Raw genomic sequence first — 18,455 nt, 5'->3', positions numbered from 1 at the left:
TTTATGAACAATAACAGCAGGAGCAGTAAGCCATCAAAATATGCGCGTATCATCTATTCATCAATACTGATATTGATGATACTAACAGGCATATTTCTGCGGCACTTAATCTCTGAACTTCCTCCGATAGAAAACATGCAACAGTACAACCCTAACCTCACAACCCGGTTTTATGATGTTAACAACAAAATTATCAGCGAGTTATACATTGAACACAGAGTATACGTACCTTTAAGCGAAATCCCTGTAGATTTACAAAACGCAGTTATTGCAACAGAAGACCATTTGTTTTATAAACACTGGGGCTTAAATTTTTCAAGAATTATTAAGTCAGCAGTCTTAAACATAATATCCGGACGAGTTGGCCAAGGAGGGTCAACTATAACACAGCAACTCGCAAAAGTTATGTTTCTTACCCACAAACGCACAATGACACGTAAAATCAAAGAACTTTTCCTTGCAATACGGCTGGAAATCGCTTTTACAAAACAAGAAATCCTTGAGATGTACCTTAACCAAATATACTTTGGCGCTAACTCCTACGGCGTGGAATCCGCCTCACGTGCATACTTTGGTAAACCCGTACAATCATTAAACCTTGCGGAATGCGCATTACTTGCGGGCTTAATCCGCAGGCCGGGAAGTTATTCACCGTTTAGCAGCGTCGACCGCGCAACAAAACGACGGGAGACCGTTCTTTACCGAATGAAAACCCTGAACTTGATAGACAAAAAAATGCTGGAAGATTCCAAAGCTTACCCCATTCAAACAGTCAACCTCGGTAAAACAGGCGGTATCGGCGCATACTTTATTGAATACCTCCGCCAGCAACTTGATGAACGGTACGGTACTGATATGATAAACCGCGGCGGCTTAAAGGTATATACCACTCTCAATCTTGAAGCACAGATGCTTGCGGAAACTGTTATGGAAGAAAAACTTTTAGAATATGAAGTCACTCACGGTACCGGAACTTTACCTGTACAAGGCAGCCTAGTAGTAATTGACCCTGTGACAGGCCAAATCCGTGCGATGATCGGCGGGCGTTCATTCAAAAAATCACAGTTTAACCGCGCAACACAGGCACGGCGACAAGCAGGATCGGCATTTAAACTATTTGTCTTCACTGCAGCGATAGAAAACGGCATCACCCCTGCGGATACAATCGACGATTCAGCGGCAACCTACAAATTCAACGGCCATGACTGGGAACCATTAGATATGACTGTTATACAAGACACCACTACTGTTGTTGATGAACCAATCAACCCGTTACTTGAAAATTTACCAAAAGATTTACAGAAACCGTGGTCGCCTAAAAATTACAGACGAAAATATTACGGCAAAATTACCGTGAGAAAAGCATTGGAACAATCTTTGAATGTCAGTGCCGTAAAACTTACACGCCAGATTAGCCCGCAGAAAGTTGTACAGGCAGCGCGTAAACTCGGGATAAAAAGCCACCTACAGGCAAACCTTTCAATCGCACTGGGTACCAACGAAGTAACCCTGATTGAACTAACCAACGCGTTCGGTGTTATTGCCAACCACGGTATCCGCGCGGAACCGTACGGTATTACAAAAGTTGAAACCCACGACGGACGCGTACTTGAAGAAAACGTACCTATGGAAACTGAAGTTTTATCCGCACAAACATCCTTTATTGTAGGCAACATGCTGAAAGGCGTGATTGACCGCGGGACAGGATACAAAGCGCATTATATTGAACGCCCCGCTGCGGGAAAAACTGGCACCACAAACAATTATACTGACGCATGGTTTGTGGGATTCACCCCGGACCTTGTCTGCGGTATCTGGGTGGGCTATGACGACTGCAGGTCATTAGGTTCAGGGATGACAGGCGGTGAGCTCGCATGCCCGATTTGGACAAAGTTCATGAAAGACGTATTAAAAGATAAACCGATCCAGAACTTTACGGTACCTGACCGCATAGTATTTGCGAAAGTCGACCCAAAGACCGGCTTACTCGCGTTACCAAATACACCAAAAGCGCACCTTGAATCCTTCCTCCGCGGGACGGAACCAAAAATGTTTTCATTAAATACAGACTTATTACAGAGCACAACAGCAGAAGATGAAATAGACCAAGAATTGGGGTTTTAAAAAACAAATTATGAAAAATTCCGGAATTGAAAAAAATGCAGCATCAACCATAGCGGAACTAATGTGCGCGGCAGCGCGTACCGCACCAAAAGCGCGGGGACGGGATAACCTGTTATACGCAATAATTACTGAAGATACGGAGAAAGAGCAAATTGCGAAGGTTATGGAACAAATCGCGGCAGAAGAACCCAACCGCGTAAAAGTAATGACCCGCGACGCACAGGGTATACGTAAATGTATGGCACTACTTTTATTTGGAACAAAATTTGCGTATTATGACCTTAACTGCAGTTTCTGCGGGTGGCCTACCTGCGAACAAGCAAAGCAACACCGTGCACAGTGTATATACGCCGCGCATGATCTTGGCCTGGCAATAGGATCAGCCTGTGCGATTGCCGGGGTACACCACATAGATAATCGTGTAATGTACAGCGTCGGTTACGCTGCAAGAAAAATGAAACTCCTTGGCGACGATGCTGGGATTATCTTTGGCATACCTTTATCTATAACCGGTAAAAACATTTTTTTTGACAGGGCATAACAAGGTTGTTATTTAAACAACCTTTGAAACTTAATGATCTCCACAGCAACATCGTTGGAAGCAACCACTGCCGAGATCGCGCATATCGCATCCGCACCTGCAGCAATGACTTCACTGGCATTACCAATACTTATCCCGCCGATAGCAACAATTGGAACTTTAACTACCCGCCGGATAGATCTTACGAGTTCAACCCCACCCGGCTTCCCGGCATCAACTTTTGTGGTTGTAGGAAACACAGGAGATACTCCCAGATAATCAGCACCTGCAAGTTCAGCAGCAACAGCTTCCTCAAGATTATGAACGGTAACACCAACAACTTTGTTTTTACCCATCAACACCCTAACTTCGCTGTAAATCATATCCATTTGACCCACATGCACACCATCAGCACCGATTTTAACTGCTAGTTCAACATCGTCGTTGATAATAAACAAACACTTCCCTGAGCAGATATTCTGCAGTTTACGCGCTTCATCCAGTTTTATGGAATTTGTTAATCCCTTCTCGCGGTACTGTACGACTCTGACACCGGCACAAACTGCTGCCGTTACATCCTCAAGATTACCTTTTTTACTCAATCCAGTGTCAGTAATAAAGTAGTATCCCTTTATTTCCACTACCCTACTTCTTTCCGTTTCTGTTTTTCTTCAACTTCTTATTAGCTGTTACCTTACCTTGTTTTGTATTCTTATCATTACCAATTATTTTTATGAATGAAACATTACTTCTCACCCACCATTGTGATGCAAACTTCATATACTGCTGTATCAAATTAACATCATATTTTAACTGAAATAACTTACCAACACTTTCATAAGTTATCCATACACTGTTATTAAACACTGTAAACCCGGAGATCGGCTGCATTATAATTGGTATTTTTTCCAGCCCGATGGTTTTAATAATAGCCATACGCTTATTTACGTCATGGATATACACTCTTCTATTTCCCGCATCAACAGACCATATGTTTTCACCGTCCCATCCGACCCCCACAGGCATCTCACCCGGGCTGCGGTATGAACCTATAAGCGTAAGGTCACTATCAATCCTATGACGGAATAATGCTCTCATTGACGTATCACATGACCACAGATCTGTACCATCAAACCCTAACCCCGTCGGACTATATCCCGGCAGGACATACTCATTGATCTTAGTAAACACAGGTTTTATGGTGTACTGGAAAACACGTTTTGACCATGAATCACAGATCCACAAAGAATTACGTGTCACTACCAACCCAACAGGATGCACACCGGGAAGTTCATAAATTTCAACATTAGCAGATACCATGCGTTCAGTGATGGATGTAACTTTGTAGCGGTACACTTTTTGGTTATACCAATCCGCCAGCCAAAGATATCCCCTAACTCCGGGTTCATTTCTGGTATTATCCTCCGTAGTTTCCCAAAACATACCTGCAATGTGTGTAGTGTTCACATCAAAAACAAACAACTTCTCTTTTTGGTTCATCACAGACACCGTAAAGTATGATACTGCGAGGAGAAACACCAGTGAGGTTAACCAAAAAAATATCCCTAATCTCCTGGGAACAGACACTTCCTTAGGCAATTCCTGCGGTTTTCTCAAAATATCGTACACAATTTTTATCAGTTTTGCATTCTCAAACGGTTTATTAATATAATCACTCGCACCTTTTTTCAGTAGTTTAACCGCAGTTTCAGTATCCGGATATCCGGTAACCATGATTACAGGCACCGTTTTGTTTTTCTCACGTATTTTTTCGAGTATCTGTTCCCCATCCATTATTGGCAAACGAAAATCCAAAAGGATAAGATCCGGCCGTTCTTTAGTTACAAGTTCCAACCCTGCAATACCATCATTCGCGACAAGTGTGCGGTACCCTTCGGCTTGCAGCAGTTTAGAGATTGACCACGTAAAATCCGGCTCATCATCGATAATAAGTATCTTAGCCAATCTTAACCCCTTTAACCGGCAGGCTAACACTTACCGTAGTACCTTTTTCTTTGTTCAGTTCAACTTTAATCTCTCCATTATGAAGATCAACCACCCATTTTGCAATGAATAAACCTAACCCCAACCTGTTTTGTTTTGTAGAAAAAAACGGGTGAAACATATTCTCAACATCACGCATACCCGCACCGGAATCTATCACTTTTATTACAATAACATCCTCTTGTTTAACATACATCATCATTACCGTAAGTTCGCCGGTATTATCAACTATCGCCTCCCGAGCGTTGAGTACAATATTTTCTACAAGTTTACGTATCATTTCAGGTATTGCACAGATAAGAGGCAAATCATCAGCGTTGTAGAGCTTGAATACCCGTATACCGGTATCCTTAACACTATCTTCCATATCCCTAACTATATCCTCAACTATTTTTGAGAGGTTACACTCCCGGAATGCAGGGATTGTTTTCGGCAGAATGTTATCAAGGTTAGAAAATAAACCCGCGATAGTTTCAGATTGCCGGACAACAGTTTTCCATGGTTCTGAATGTTTCTTCTCACGTACACTTTTTACCTCGCTCTGGCCAATAGTAAGTATAACCCCCAGGAAATTGCGCAACCTATGCTCTATCCCTTTCATATAGTCGCGGAGCAGTGTTACAGTCTCAACGTTTCGTTTATAGATAAGCTTCGCAAAACCATCCTTAATTGCAACATTTTTTGCTTCCATTGCCTGTGTCTGAGAATTCAATTCATTAACAATCTTTTCAAGTTCATTTTTCTGTACCTCAAAACGTAACGCATCCTTCTCCTTCTCTACCACCTTTGATTCCACCCTCTGTTCTACCAAACGTTCCATCTCAGAAAGTTTAGACTCCCACCACCGGCGTTCACGTTTGATAACTTCTTCTTCCAGTTTTTTTAATTCCTGCTCTACTTCCTCCTGTGTTCTCAACTTCCGTGTTTCAAGATATTTTAACTGGTGTTCCATTTCCAGCATACGAATTCGGATAGAAGCAAGTTCACCCTTAAGTTTTGCGTTTTCTCTATCTTTCTCCTGTATATCGAGCATAAAACGCATCTCCAGCCGTTTACGTTCTTCCCGTAATTCGGAAATAAGTTTTTCAGATCTTTCAACCTGCCTTGCGTTTATAGAATCCTTATCATCAACCATTTACATCCTATTTCTATGGTAATATCAAAACATCACCGGGCGTGATGTTCCCCTTAATAATCTTATCTTTATTCAATTCGTATATCTCCATCCACTTTTGCGGGTTATTATACAATTCTTCTGCTATTGACTGCAAAGTATCACCTTGCCGGACAACATACGTCCTTGGCCCGGAATCTGTTTCTCTAGGCCGTTCCACCTGCAAAACTTTAACCTTCCCCATTTGCTCCGCCTGTCTCTGCGCTTCCTCCGCCGCACGGGTAGCATCCTCAGCTGACTGCCTCGCTTTCTCTAACGCTTCCTTCAGGAACTGTTCACTTTCACGCATTTTAGCGTGGGCTGAAGATATCCCTTCCTCCGCGACTTTATTCCACGGATCAAGCTGTAAAACCCTGCGGTATTCAACAATTGCAAGTTCATACTCCTGGTTTTTGATATACTCTGACGCCATACCAAAATGATATTTTATCCGTTCTTCTATAGGTAAACGGTACCCGAAACTCAAAGTTACTGACAACAAATGTGTACCCATAACACCCTGTATACCGGCTAGCGGATAAGTAAACGCATAGTCGAACGACATAAGCGACGTGATATACCCGATCCCAGCGCTTACCTCGCGGTAATCACGGTTACCAATCCCCAATCCGGTACGTACCGCAAAATTATTGCCAATCCAGTTTTCGAACCCTGCGTTAAGCTGATAATTTCCCTGACGAACAACGACATCCGCACATGCGGTAATTATCATATTACGGTACGAAACACCTCCACGTATAGTCAACGGTACGCCAACAGTTTCTATAATTCCGATATTCGGCTGGTTAACATCAAGCAAGGATAAACCAAAACTAAAATTACTATCCATCCTGGACAATATCCCGAGATCCACCCCTACATTCCCGGCACCCATTCTTGTGTTACTATTAAACACAGGATCCCTTAACGTATAACCATCCTGTGCATAATCCACCCGTAAATACTTTAATGAGGCACCTGCAAAAAACGACGACCCTAACTTACGGCCATAAGAAAGTATAACCGTATTTTCCTGATACGCATCGGCTAACCCCAAATTTGCCCAGCCAACACCGTATGTACCTATATCTTCAAGATACTGTACATAACTTACCATCCCATGCCCGATCGAACTTCCCAACTGTGTCAATCCTGTATGCAACTGCCCATAAAATACCGTTATTTCCTTACGATGCATTTGCCCTAACCCCGCAGGATTTAACATCAACGAATTAATATCATCCCCTACTGCGCTATAAGCATTCCCCATTGCGCGTACACGCGCATTACTGCACGGATCCTCAAACGCAGCGTACACCAGTATTTTACCCGCTATTAAAACACTAAATGTTATTAATAATATAAAACTACTGTTTCTAAACCTCATCTCGCAATTACCATACTCCCATTAAAATTCTTATCTTCCCCTTGTACCTGATAAATATAAATCCCGGGTATCATAGGTTTGTTCTCAGAATCCCGCCCGTCCCACACAAGCGTATCCCCGATATTGTTAAAAGTTGCGATGAACCTGCTGTTTAGATCATAAACTTTCCCTGTGATTATCACCTGCCGCGGATTATTAACGTTAATACGGAACTCATCATTCCAGCCATCACCGTTTGGTGTAAACACTTTTCTTGGCTCAACTGACGCTATTGCAAAATCACTCCCGCGTTCCGCATACTTTAACTGGTACGTCCCAAGACGGTCAGTCTGCCAGGATACCAGCTGCAATACACGATCCAGTTTACTCCCCAGTTTGACATACTCAACACCATTGTTATAAAAGATTGACAACCAGTTTTCGACATCACTGTTACTATTCCCCAGGCTTGACGCAATTGTTATTACCCGGCGCAGGTTGTTGGTATACGAAAAATCTATTCTTGCCGGAGAAGTTTTTTCATTAAATATATAGTTCTCAAGTTTCCCGCCGTCTTGTTTAAAAATAATAAAATCGTAGGAATACAAAACCAATCCGACTTCATCCATCAACCTTTTCGATACTCTTATCCCCATATCCTGCTGATACGCATTATTTTCTTTGTACAACTTTTCAGCCATAGTCTTCGGCAATCGCAGTACTGCTACGTTATCATCGCTGACTGCAAGAAGGTTTATCTCAAAAGTTACTTCAATCACCAGTGACTTTTCACTGGGATTACCCCAGATATCCCATGCTGTGATATAGTAATATAAACTCTGGCCCGGCTGATAACTATCTGCTGTATTAAACACCAGTGTCCCGGAAGATACTGCCGCAATTTCGGTATAATGGCCTTTCAAAGAATTACTTCTGTAAATCTTGTACCTTCCTAGATCCGATATTACCGACCCGTCTATGTTATGTGTAACATTCTCCCATGCAATGATAAACCTCCCATCATTGGATGTTACCCTCAACCCCAGTGGAGGCAAAGGTTCTAATGACGGTGAACCGTATACAATATCAGAAAATACGCTCTCATTCCCTGCGGTATCTACCGCCGATATTTTGTAATACTGTGTAACCTCTTCAGCTATATTTTCATCATAGAACTCAACCTTATCTATCACAACTCCTATCATAACATACCCGTCAGCCGCATCTGTTGAACGGTACACACGAAAATATGACATATCCCATGCCGTATTATGCTGCCAAACAAGACTTCCATCATTTTGATTTATAGTTAAGACCGGCCCTTGTACTTTTGGGGGAGCGAAGATATTTGCGAGATAATATGACGTAGACACACCAACTGAATAATTACCTGAATCATCAAAAACAAAAACGTTGAAGTAATACCGCGCTTCTTCTCCCGGGTCAAACATAAAATAAGCGGTCCCTGTCCCTATGTATAACAACATACCGTCAGATGGATTACGCGGTACCCTTGTCTTATTATAACACAACCAATATCCTTCCATATCATCCACCCCGCGCTGCCATTCTACTTTCAGAGAGCGTTCCACAACCATCGGTGTGCATGACAACCAATCAACCCCCTGAGGAGGAACTGTATCGTATGCAACTGCGTACACTGTATCAGTCCTCATACTTTCATTCGGAACTTCATCAACTGCAGTAATGTAATAATAATAGGTCACTCTATTAAAAACCGAAAGATCGATAAAATGATTTATAGTAGACACCGCTACAACACCAAATTCCAAATTATTACTGGAACGATAAAGTTTGTACTCCTGAAAATCCCTTGCTGTTGACGAAGACCACTCTAATCTTAACTCACGGCCGGTAGGTATAACCGTAACTTTAAGCCCTGACACTGTTTCCGGAGGCATGATATCACGGGGATACGCAGCGGTTGACACTCCATCAGTATAAACAAAACTTGTATTATAACTTATAGCAGTGTAGTAGTACGTAACATTATCCTCAAGGTTCGTATGCACAAAATCCGTGCGTTTACCGTCGTAAATTATACCTCCACTGAAAAGGTTTGTTATATATCCTTGAGTACTGCATACAATTGACGTCTTCAAAAAATCAATATCCCCTGGATTAATCCAAGTGAGCACAAGTGTATTCCCTGCTGATGATTTAACAACAGTAAAGTTAGACACATCACCCGGCGGAACTACTTTCTCAGGATGGTCATAAATAATATCCGAGGGCATACTATCGTTTGGAACCTCATCTCTTGCGCGAATGATGTAGTAGTATGTCACGCCGTTAGTTAACCCGCTATCAGTATAAACCGTATACGGTGTTGAGAGAACCGGCCTGAACAGTCCTGTATCAACAATATCCGTACTCCTCCATAACGTATACTCCACAAAATCAGCGGCAGTTGATGAACTCCATGAAATCTTAAAAGCATAACCCAACGCTAATCTTTCTATTATTACATTTGAAACCTTTTCTGGAGCAGCAGTATCCTGCGGCGCAGCTCCCTGTATCATACTCTGCATACTCTCATTCCCCGCCTCATCTATTGCAGTTATATAATAGTGATACATCCTACCGTCAATTAACCTCTGATCGCTATACACTGTCACTGTAGCTGATACTGTTGTATAAAGATCAAAAATATCATTATCAGTTGACCTAAATATTTTATAGGCTACAACATCATCTGCCGCGTTTTTGCTCCATGAAAGCATAAGTTCGTTCCCTTGCGGATTTTGAATCATACCAAATCCCATTACACGTTCGGGAGCAATTGTGTCATAGGAATATGAAGATCCAATTGTCATACCATAATTCGGCACCTCGTCATAGCTGTAGACACGGTAATAATATGTCGTGTAATCAATAACATCAGTATCCACAAAACTAGTTTCTGTGCCTATATAAATAATAAAACTTTCCTGATATACTCCGGTAGAGTACCGTACTTCATTATGTATAGGCGCTGAAGGAGAATATCCTGCACGCCGCTGAATGAGTACTCCCTGATAATCCAAATCTCCCGGAGGCGTCCATGAAAGCAGAATTTTACTACCCGCAGCTAACCCTGTAACCACAAGGCTTCCTACAGGCGAAGGCGGAATATCATCAAATTGTGCCCACGAACTTGCGCGGTTTGATATACCTGACCAATTATATCCTTCATCTGCAACTCGTATCCAAAAGTAGTACGTAGATTTTGGTTCAAGCCCGGTGATAACCTTTTTTTGCGATGAACCTGAAACGCATGAAGTAGTGATAAGCATTGTGTATTCAGCATCGTACCATGCAGCAGTTGATGACTTACTGTATTTAAATTCATACCATCCAAACTCAAGGTCATTTGAATAATAATCATCACCCGTAAATACCCAGGACAGGTTCACCTGATTTTGATCAATCCCAGGCAATGCCTGCAAAGTATCAAACCCCATCGGCGCTTCACCGGATAATGCCAGCGCGGTAGAAATATTTGACCCATATGACCAATTCGGAGTATCATCCCCCACCCATAACCGTATGTAATAGGTGGTACCGCTCTTAAGCAGTCTCCTTATCCTCAACTCCTGTTGTTCACCAAGTACTGCGGAAGTTGCAAGCTCAAGATTGTATTCGTTATGTGTCCAAAGATATCCTTCCGGCGCCGTAGAACATGTTATTCTCCAATAACCAGCAGACAGGTCTCCGTAAGTACCGTCATCACCGGGAGCGGTCCAACGTAAGACGACTTCCCCCTCTTCAGTTCCCGTCAGTGCCTGAAGGTCAGTAACACTTCCTGGAAATATAAGGTCAGCGGTTGCAAGCGCAGAAACCGCTGTATCCGGAGGAGAACCTGTATTCTCGCGTTCATCCAGGGTTACAATCCGTATGTAATACATAAAATTCATTGTTAAACCAGTTAAGTTATATATCACAGTCATACCCTGCGAAACACTAGTTGGGACATATAAAACATAATTCTCCCCGCTATTCCACGTTGCAGCGGATAATGACGAGTACTTTATAATATACTTCCCGCCGTTAATATTATTCTCATAATCATCATCCCCCGGCGCGGTCCAGCGCAACATTATAGACCCTGACCTGCTCCCGCTCTCAGCATACAAGTTGGTAATCACTCCGGGAGGGGTTACATCGAGATATATATAGAAAGTAGTACACGGAGGAATATCTGAAGAATTAGCGTGTTCATCCAGCACACGTACCCAGAAGTAATAACTCGTAGAATTCCTCAACCCTGAAATCAATTGTGAACCCATAGCTCCTGACAAAACTGTTGTTGCCCGGTCAATTTCGTAACGGCTCCAATTAACTGCAGGGTTTGATGAATACTTTATGCGATACTTTCCCCCGACAATAGAACCGGTGGTACCATCATCTCCGGGATAAGTCCAACCTAAAACCACTGTGCGTTCACTTTTATAATCCTCAACTATCTTAAGTGAAAGTGCCTCCACAACTTTTGGAGGAGTAATATCCACCTGCACCCAACCGGACACCTTATTCGATTTAGGCGCCATGTTCTGGCGTTCATCCAGGGTTTTCACCCAAAAATAATATGTTGTCCCCGGCAACAAATTCTTCAGTTTTACCATTTGCACAGTCCCAGGCACAACCCCTGTAGTTGTTAAACTAACCGTATACGCAGCAAAATCGTAGTCATACCAGGATTGAGTGGAATACTTTAACTCATATTTACCATTGACATTCCCTTCATACCCGCTATCTCCGACAGAAACCCAGGTAAGATTGATCTCACCTTCGATACACCCAGCCCGGTCAACAGCCAGTGAAGTAACTGCCGCAGGCGGAGTTATATCAAACTGTGCCCACGCAGTTGCTCTATTTGATAATCCTGACAAATTACCAACACGGTCAATCACCCTTATCCATAAATAATAAGTAACACCGGATTCAAGATTTTCAATAATTTTATAACTTTGCACACCAGGAGCAGTAGTAGTAGACCACGTAACACGGTTGGAATAAGGAATATTATCCCAGGCAACCTCAGGCGCAGTAGTATACCTCACCTGATACTGCCCGCCAAGAATTTTATTAATCTTACCATCATCACCGGTTGAATTCCATCTCAGTAACAACTGTCCTTCGTATTTCGCATTCAAGCCATCTAAAGTATCAATCGCACCAGGCGGCGTTTCGTCATTATGCAAATACATCAACGTTTTTGTACTGATAGAATAATCATACCCGCTGAGATGCGCACGCCCAAGGCTGTCAAGCGCCAACGATGGATACGCCCCCATCGGGCGGGTAAGGTTTTCTATGCCATACTTCTGCCAGGCTGCACCATCATAATAGTTATACCTAAAATTATTAAAATCACGGTTCCAACAGATAATATGCGGGTGCCCATCTGCATCAACATCAATATCCGTAGCATTATACTGTTCGTTTTGTTCCATATTCAACCCGGCATCGAGTGTATAAGTTGACCATATAACACCATTCCATTTTGCATATTTTAACGCATCAGCAGCACCAACACCTAATCCGCTATCAGTATAACTGATATACACATTCCCTGTATTAGAACTTATTTTTATGGAGGTAGATTTCCCTACATTTGATCCAGTTCCGTCGACAATATTTAACTGCCAGGCAGAACCATTCCACCGTGCTACTTTAAGATTTGTATTAACATCATCATAATACGATATGCATGGATACGAGTTTGTATCTACGGCAATACTTGAATACTTCCCAGCACCTGTATCATTATCTACCACCGCAGGTATCCATTCAGCACCGTTGTAATAAGAATACTTCAACTTCTTATTTGTAGCATCATAGTAAGATATATGAGGAGAACCGTTGGAATCAATTGCTAAGGACGGATAATCCCCGACATTATTAGTAGTGCTATCCACAGAACCATCAATAATCCATATTCCACTGTTAAACGTCGCGTATTTTATATCATTGCTTGTTAAATCTTTATAGACGACATGAGGAATATCATAACTATCGAGTACAAGAGAACAGTAATACGCGGATGCCGGATTTGTAGACCCGTCAACCGCATAAGTTAACCATCCATCGTCAGTAAGTTTTGCATATTTAATAAAATAATAACCCGTTTGCGTGCTCTGATAAAAATATGCAATATGCGGATACCCTAGAGAGTCAAGCTGTATTGACGTATTCTGCCCGGTTTGAGCGACAATATCAATTGACTCATACCCCCAAGTACCCGCGCTGTAAACCCAGCCGTTCCACCAGAATATCACCGATACTATAAAAAGTAAAACAAACCATTTCTTATATGTCATAACAATAAACATTATAACGAAAAAAACCGTTTTTTTGTTAAACTTTATAAGTTTTATGCTAAGATATTAAAAATTTAACACAATTATTTTTGAAACTTTTATTGGTGTTCATGCATCAATAATATAAGATGTTTTGAGTCAACAAAATTATGATTATATTTGGGAGGTATGTAAATTTATGGAACAAGGAATCCGCGAACTTAACGACAAAGTAAAAAAAGAAAGCGTATTTGTCGAAGAACTATTAACTGAAATCGGCAAAGTAATCGTCGGGCAAAGGTACACGCTTGAACGTTTACTCATTGGCTTACTTGGTAACGGGCATGTATTACTTGAAGGCGTCCCGGGCTTAGCGAAAACATTAGCGGTAAAAACTTTATCCGATTGTATACAGACAAAATTTCAGCGGATACAGTTCACTCCAGACCTTCTCCCTGCTGATCTTATAGGAACAAACATTTATAACCCGCAGAACGGCAATTTTACCGTTAAAAAAGGCCCTGTGTTTTCAAACCTTATCCTTGCGGATGAAATCAACCGTGCACCCGCAAAAGTACAAAGCGCATTACTTGAATGCATGCAAGAACGACAGGTAACTATAGGGGACAGCACACATAAACTTGACGACCCTTTTCTTGTCTTAGCCACCCAAAACCCTATTGAACAAGAAGGAACATATCCCTTACCTGAAGCGCAGGTAGACAGGTTTATGTTAAAACTAAAAGTATCCTACCCCTCCCGGGACGAAGAAAAGGTTATACTTGAACGCATGACAGGCAGCAGTGTACCAAAAGTTTCAAAAATAATTTCTCCAGCAGATATACTCAAAGCACGTCAAGTAGTGGAATCCATTTACGTAGACGAAAAAATCAAGAATTACATCCTCGACATCGTGTTTGCAACAAGATACCCTGAAAAATACAAACTTGACGAACTAAAACCACTAATTTCCTATGGCGCATCACCACGCGCAACTATTTATCTTACAATCACAGCGAAAGCACACGCATTCCTCCGTGGGCGCGGGTATGTCACACCGGAAGACGTTAAATCCATAGGCCTTGATGTTTTACGCCATCGCGTAATTGTAAGTTACGAGGCTGAAGCTGAAGAACTCACCAGCGATGAGATAGTCAAACGCGTATTTGATACTGTAGAAGTACCATAAGCCATTCAGGTGATCATACAGGAGTTATAAAATACACTATGATACCACGCGAAGTAATGAATCAAATACGTAAGATTGAGATTCGCACCAAACGCCTTGTTAACGACACCTTTGCCGGGCAGTACAGCAGCGTATTCAAAGGACATGGCATGGAATTCAGTGATGTACGCGAATACCAACCGGGTGATGATATCCGCAGCATTGACTGGAACGTCACCGCACGGTTTGGACATCCATATATAAAAAAGTTTGTTGAAGAACGCGAACTAACATTAATCTTTCTTGTTGACATGAGCGGCTCAACAGATTTCGGTACAAAACTAAAAACTAAAGCAGCAGTTGCAGCGGAGATCACAGCGGCATTATCATTCTCCGCAGTAAGGAACAATGACAAAGTAGGCCTCCTGGTTTTTACGGATAAAATCGAAAAATATATACCCCCAAAAAAATCAAGGGCTCATATTCTAAGGCTAATCCGCGAAATCTTGTTCTACAAACCACAAAGCACGGGAACTAATATCCGTCAAGCTTTAGAGTATATCAACGATGTACAGAAACGTAAATCAATAATCTTCCTGATCTCCGACTTTAACGATGACGGGTTTGAGAAAGCACTGAAAGTAACAAGCTACCGCCATGACGTCATAGCAATCCGTATTTTTGACGAGAAAGAAGAATCCATCCCAAGTATCGGAAATATTGAACTAAAAGATAACGAATCCGGTGAAGTTTTGGTCATCAACACCAACGATGCTGTTTTGATGTCAAAGTTTAAAGAAAAAAAGGACAACCGCGCTGCGTACATAAAAGATTTATTCAAAACAGCAGAAGTTGACGTTATTCCGTTAAACGCCGGAGAGTCTTATGTCAAACCGTTATTAAACTTTTTTAAGGTCAGGGAACGAAGGTATAGGTGAAACAAATTATGAAGAACAACATTTTTGGTTACATCATTCTGGCTTTTCTATTACTCTCAGGTACAGGATACATTATTGTCTCAAACAATAAATCCTCAAACTTATTAACAATTAAAAAAAGGTATATCTCAAAACTAATCGAAACCGGTTTATACAAACAAGCAGTTGAGGAATACAAAACATTAGCTGATTCCGGTAAGGCTGGGCGCAATGAAACCGCTAACATATACTATCTTGCCGCAAATATTCAAGCGGATAATCTTGCGGATAACGAATCCGCTCTAGCATTATATCTTCATGCAAAAGTTTATGCACATGATGTTAAACTAACAAGCGATATAGATTACAAAATAGTTGGATGCATGGAAAAACTCGGCAAGTCTTATGATGCTGCACGTTTTCTTGAACAAAATGTTACACTGAACACCCGCACACAAAAACCATCCTCCGCAGTAATAGCAAAAGTTGGTAAACGCACTATTACAAAGACTGACTTAGACGAATATATCCGTCTTTTACCCCCGCAGTTACAACAACAAGCAGGGCGTTATTCCAAAGATAAACTAACAGAATTATTAAAACAACTTATCGCAGAAGATTTACTCCTATCTTCGGGTAAACGTAAAGGCTACGACCGTGATACTGACCTTAACAAACAACTGGAATACTGGAAACGTCAAGTAATACTTCAGCGTGTACTATCAGACGAGATCGGCGATAAAGGCAAACCAACGGAAAAAGAAATTGAATTATACTACCAGGCGCATAAAAACGAGTTAAAAAATAAGGATAACAAAATTCAATCTTTTGAAGAATCACGTGCCGGTATCATCTCAAAACTAACCGAAGAAAAGTACCGTGTACTCCAACAAGAACTGTTTAACCGGTTAATTCAAGCGGAAAAAGTTGAAATCTATGAAAACGGCCTATAATTATTTATTAATATCACTTATTTCAATATTCCCCGCATTTTTTACGGGGACAGTTACCGCAAATAAGTTACCTGATGTTTTAATTCAAGGAAAGATTGACCGTAACAGAATAACGATCGGGGATAAGTTTAATTACGAACTAAAATACAACTACAGCAATGACATAAAGTTTTTTATCCCCCCTCCGGGTGCACACCTTGGCGTGTTTGAGATAAAAGATTTTCAAGTAAAACCCATTAAAAAATCAGGCGGCATATTTTCTCCGCACCGCAATATTGCGGAACAAAAGTTTGTACTATCAACTTTCACTACAGGACAATATGTTATCCCTTCAATGACAATTGAATACCTCGATGTCAGCGATAGCACAAAAACGGTCTCCACCGGCGAGATATACATTTTAGTAGAAAGTGTAATTGATAAAGAAGGGTTGGAAGATGATATCCGCGATATCAAACCACCCGTAAATATTCCTATGGGAAAGATCTGGAAAATCCTGTTTTCTATCATCCCGTTATTGACCCTGATCTTATTATTCTGGTACTTCTACTACAACCGCCCTGTTATTCAAAACATTATAGAAGAAACCACTCCTGGTTTACCCCCGCATGAACTTGCGTTATCGCAATTACGCAAATTAAACGAGTCTGATTTATTATCCACCGGCAATTACCGCCAATATTATACCCTGCTCTCCGACATTATCCGTAAATACATTGAAGGACGGTATAATATCGCAGCGATCGAACGTACAACATGGGAAATATTCCAGGAACTCCGCGCTGTAGATAAAAAGTATTGCTCCAAATACAAAGAACTCCTTGATGACTGTGACCTTGTCAAATTTGCGAAGTACATTCCTGATGGCGATATTGTAAATACCGATTATAATACTGCTGTATCTCTAGTGGAAAACACAAAACATGGAGTACCGATTTAATATGCGATTTGCCAATACTTGGGTTTTATCACTCTTAATCCTACTTCCTCTGCTTTACTGGTATTACAATAAATACTATCGTTCCGCATCAATAAAATATTCGTCGTTATATTTATGGAAAGAACTCTTAAAAAGCCAACAATTACCTCCCCGTATGATATTATTTTTACTAAAACTCACCGCTGTGGTATTAATAATCTTAGCGCTTGCACGCCCGCAGGCAGGGATAAAGACTGAAGAAATCACTACCCGCGGGGTAGACATCATCCTCTGCCTCGACACATCGACAAGTATGCGCGCATTAGACTTCAAACCGCTCAACCGCCTTGACGCTGCCAAACAAGCAGCAAAAGAGTTTGTTAAAGGACGCAAACATGACCGTATAGGAATCGTTGTGTTTTCCGCTTTAGCATTTACGCAATGCCCGCTTACCGTTGACTACGGCGCAATCGTAGATTTTATTGATAAAGTTGAGATCGGGATGACACAGATGGACGGTACGGCAGTAGGAACTGCTATAGTAACTGCATTAAACCGTTTAAAAGACAGCCAGGCGAAGAGTAAAATCATCATTCTTCTCACCGACGGGCGAAGTAACATGGGCGAGATTGACCCGTTAACCGCCGCAAAAGCCGCACAGGCACTAGACGTAAAAATATACACCATCGGTTGTGGCGCACGGGGCGGGTCGTTATATCCTGTTGACCACCCTGTTTTTGGCAGGCAGTACGTAACCATCCAGGAAGACCTTGACGAAAACACCTTAAGCCAGATTGCGGAACTAACTTCCGGCTCATACTTCCGCGCAACTACCGCAAAAAAACTTGTGGAAGTTTATAAACAGATCGATAAACTTGAGAAAACCGAGATTAAAGTACAGGAATATACTGAATACCGTGAATTATTTACCTACTTCCTACTACCCGCATTGATACTTTTACTCAGCGCAATTGTTACAGGCAACACGGTACTAAGTAAAATACCATAACATAAAAGGAGATTAACGGA

The 18,455-nt window shown here is 41.6% G+C and carries 12 protein-coding genes; 7 read left to right on the top strand and 5 right to left on the bottom strand.

What is annotated here, in order from left to right:
- Positions 1–3: 3 nt before the first annotated feature.
- Both WC955_02575 and WC955_02570 read left to right on the top strand, forming a co-directional pair.
- Positions 4–2,124 (top strand): transglycosylase domain-containing protein, encoded by a 2,121-nt coding sequence (locus tag WC955_02575; protein MFA5857930.1) that lies wholly within the window; start codon positions 4–6, stop codon positions 2,122–2,124.
- Positions 2,125–2,134: 10 nt separating this feature from the next.
- The gene (locus WC955_02570) at positions 2,135–2,665 is read left to right on the top strand and encodes a DUF2148 domain-containing protein (protein ID MFA5857929.1); all 531 of its coding nucleotides are present in this window, start codon (positions 2,135–2,137) and stop codon (positions 2,663–2,665) included.
- 8 nt (positions 2,666–2,673) lie between these two features.
- Here the strand turns inward: WC955_02570 and thiE are convergent, their stop codons facing one another.
- Genes thiE through WC955_02545 form a run of 5 tightly spaced genes read right to left on the bottom strand, consistent with a single transcriptional unit; the run spans position 2,674 to position 13,490 of the window.
- Positions 2,674–3,285 (bottom strand): thiamine phosphate synthase, encoded by a 612-nt coding sequence (thiE, locus tag WC955_02565; GenBank protein MFA5857928.1) that lies wholly within the window; start codon positions 3,283–3,285, stop codon positions 2,674–2,676.
- 4 nt (positions 3,286–3,289) lie between these two features.
- Positions 3,290–4,609, bottom strand: coding sequence for a response regulator (locus WC955_02560; GenBank protein ID MFA5857927.1), 1,320 nt, complete (start codon positions 4,607–4,609; stop codon positions 3,290–3,292).
- Complete coding sequence (locus WC955_02555; protein MFA5857926.1) at positions 4,602–5,783, bottom strand: ATP-binding protein; 1,182 nt, start codon at positions 5,781–5,783, stop codon at positions 4,602–4,604. Before WC955_02555 ends, WC955_02560 begins: the two co-directional genes overlap by 8 nt.
- Positions 5,784–5,796: 13 nt before the next feature.
- The gene (locus WC955_02550; protein MFA5857925.1) at positions 5,797–7,188 is read right to left on the bottom strand and encodes a LysM peptidoglycan-binding domain-containing protein; all 1,392 of its coding nucleotides are present in this window, start codon (positions 7,186–7,188) and stop codon (positions 5,797–5,799) included.
- Entirely contained in the window at positions 7,185–13,490 is a 6,306-nt protein-coding gene (locus WC955_02545) for a gliding motility-associated C-terminal domain-containing protein (GenBank protein MFA5857924.1), read from the bottom strand. The genes WC955_02550 and WC955_02545 overlap by 4 nt, the downstream gene beginning before the upstream one ends.
- A gap of 178 nt (positions 13,491–13,668) precedes the next feature.
- Here WC955_02545 and WC955_02540 point away from each other — a divergent pair, with 178 nt between their 5' ends.
- The 5 genes from WC955_02540 to WC955_02520 are packed head-to-tail and all read left to right on the top strand — an operon-like array spanning position 13,669 to position 18,435.
- A complete protein-coding gene (locus WC955_02540; protein ID MFA5857923.1) occupies positions 13,669–14,658 on the top strand; it encodes a MoxR family ATPase in 990 nt (329 codons plus the stop codon).
- A gap of 38 nt (positions 14,659–14,696) precedes the next feature.
- The gene (locus WC955_02535; protein ID MFA5857922.1) at positions 14,697–15,575 is read left to right on the top strand and encodes a DUF58 domain-containing protein; all 879 of its coding nucleotides are present in this window, start codon (positions 14,697–14,699) and stop codon (positions 15,573–15,575) included.
- Positions 15,576–15,583: 8 nt separating this feature from the next.
- Positions 15,584–16,507 (top strand): hypothetical protein, encoded by a 924-nt coding sequence (locus WC955_02530; protein MFA5857921.1) that lies wholly within the window; start codon positions 15,584–15,586, stop codon positions 16,505–16,507.
- Entirely contained in the window at positions 16,491–17,447 is a 957-nt protein-coding gene (locus tag WC955_02525) for a hypothetical protein (GenBank protein MFA5857920.1), read from the top strand. The genes WC955_02530 and WC955_02525 overlap by 17 nt, the downstream gene beginning before the upstream one ends.
- A 1-nt stretch (position 17,448) precedes the next feature.
- Positions 17,449–18,435, top strand: coding sequence for a VWA domain-containing protein (locus WC955_02520; GenBank protein ID MFA5857919.1), 987 nt, complete (start codon positions 17,449–17,451; stop codon positions 18,433–18,435).
- Positions 18,436–18,455: the final 20 nt, after the last annotated feature.

It is taken from the genome of Elusimicrobiota bacterium (genome assembly GCA_041658405.1).
Lineage (GTDB): Bacteria > Elusimicrobiota > UBA5214 > JBBAAG01 > JBBAAG01 > JBBAAG01.
This window is presented reverse-complemented; position numbering and strand designations above follow the sequence as displayed.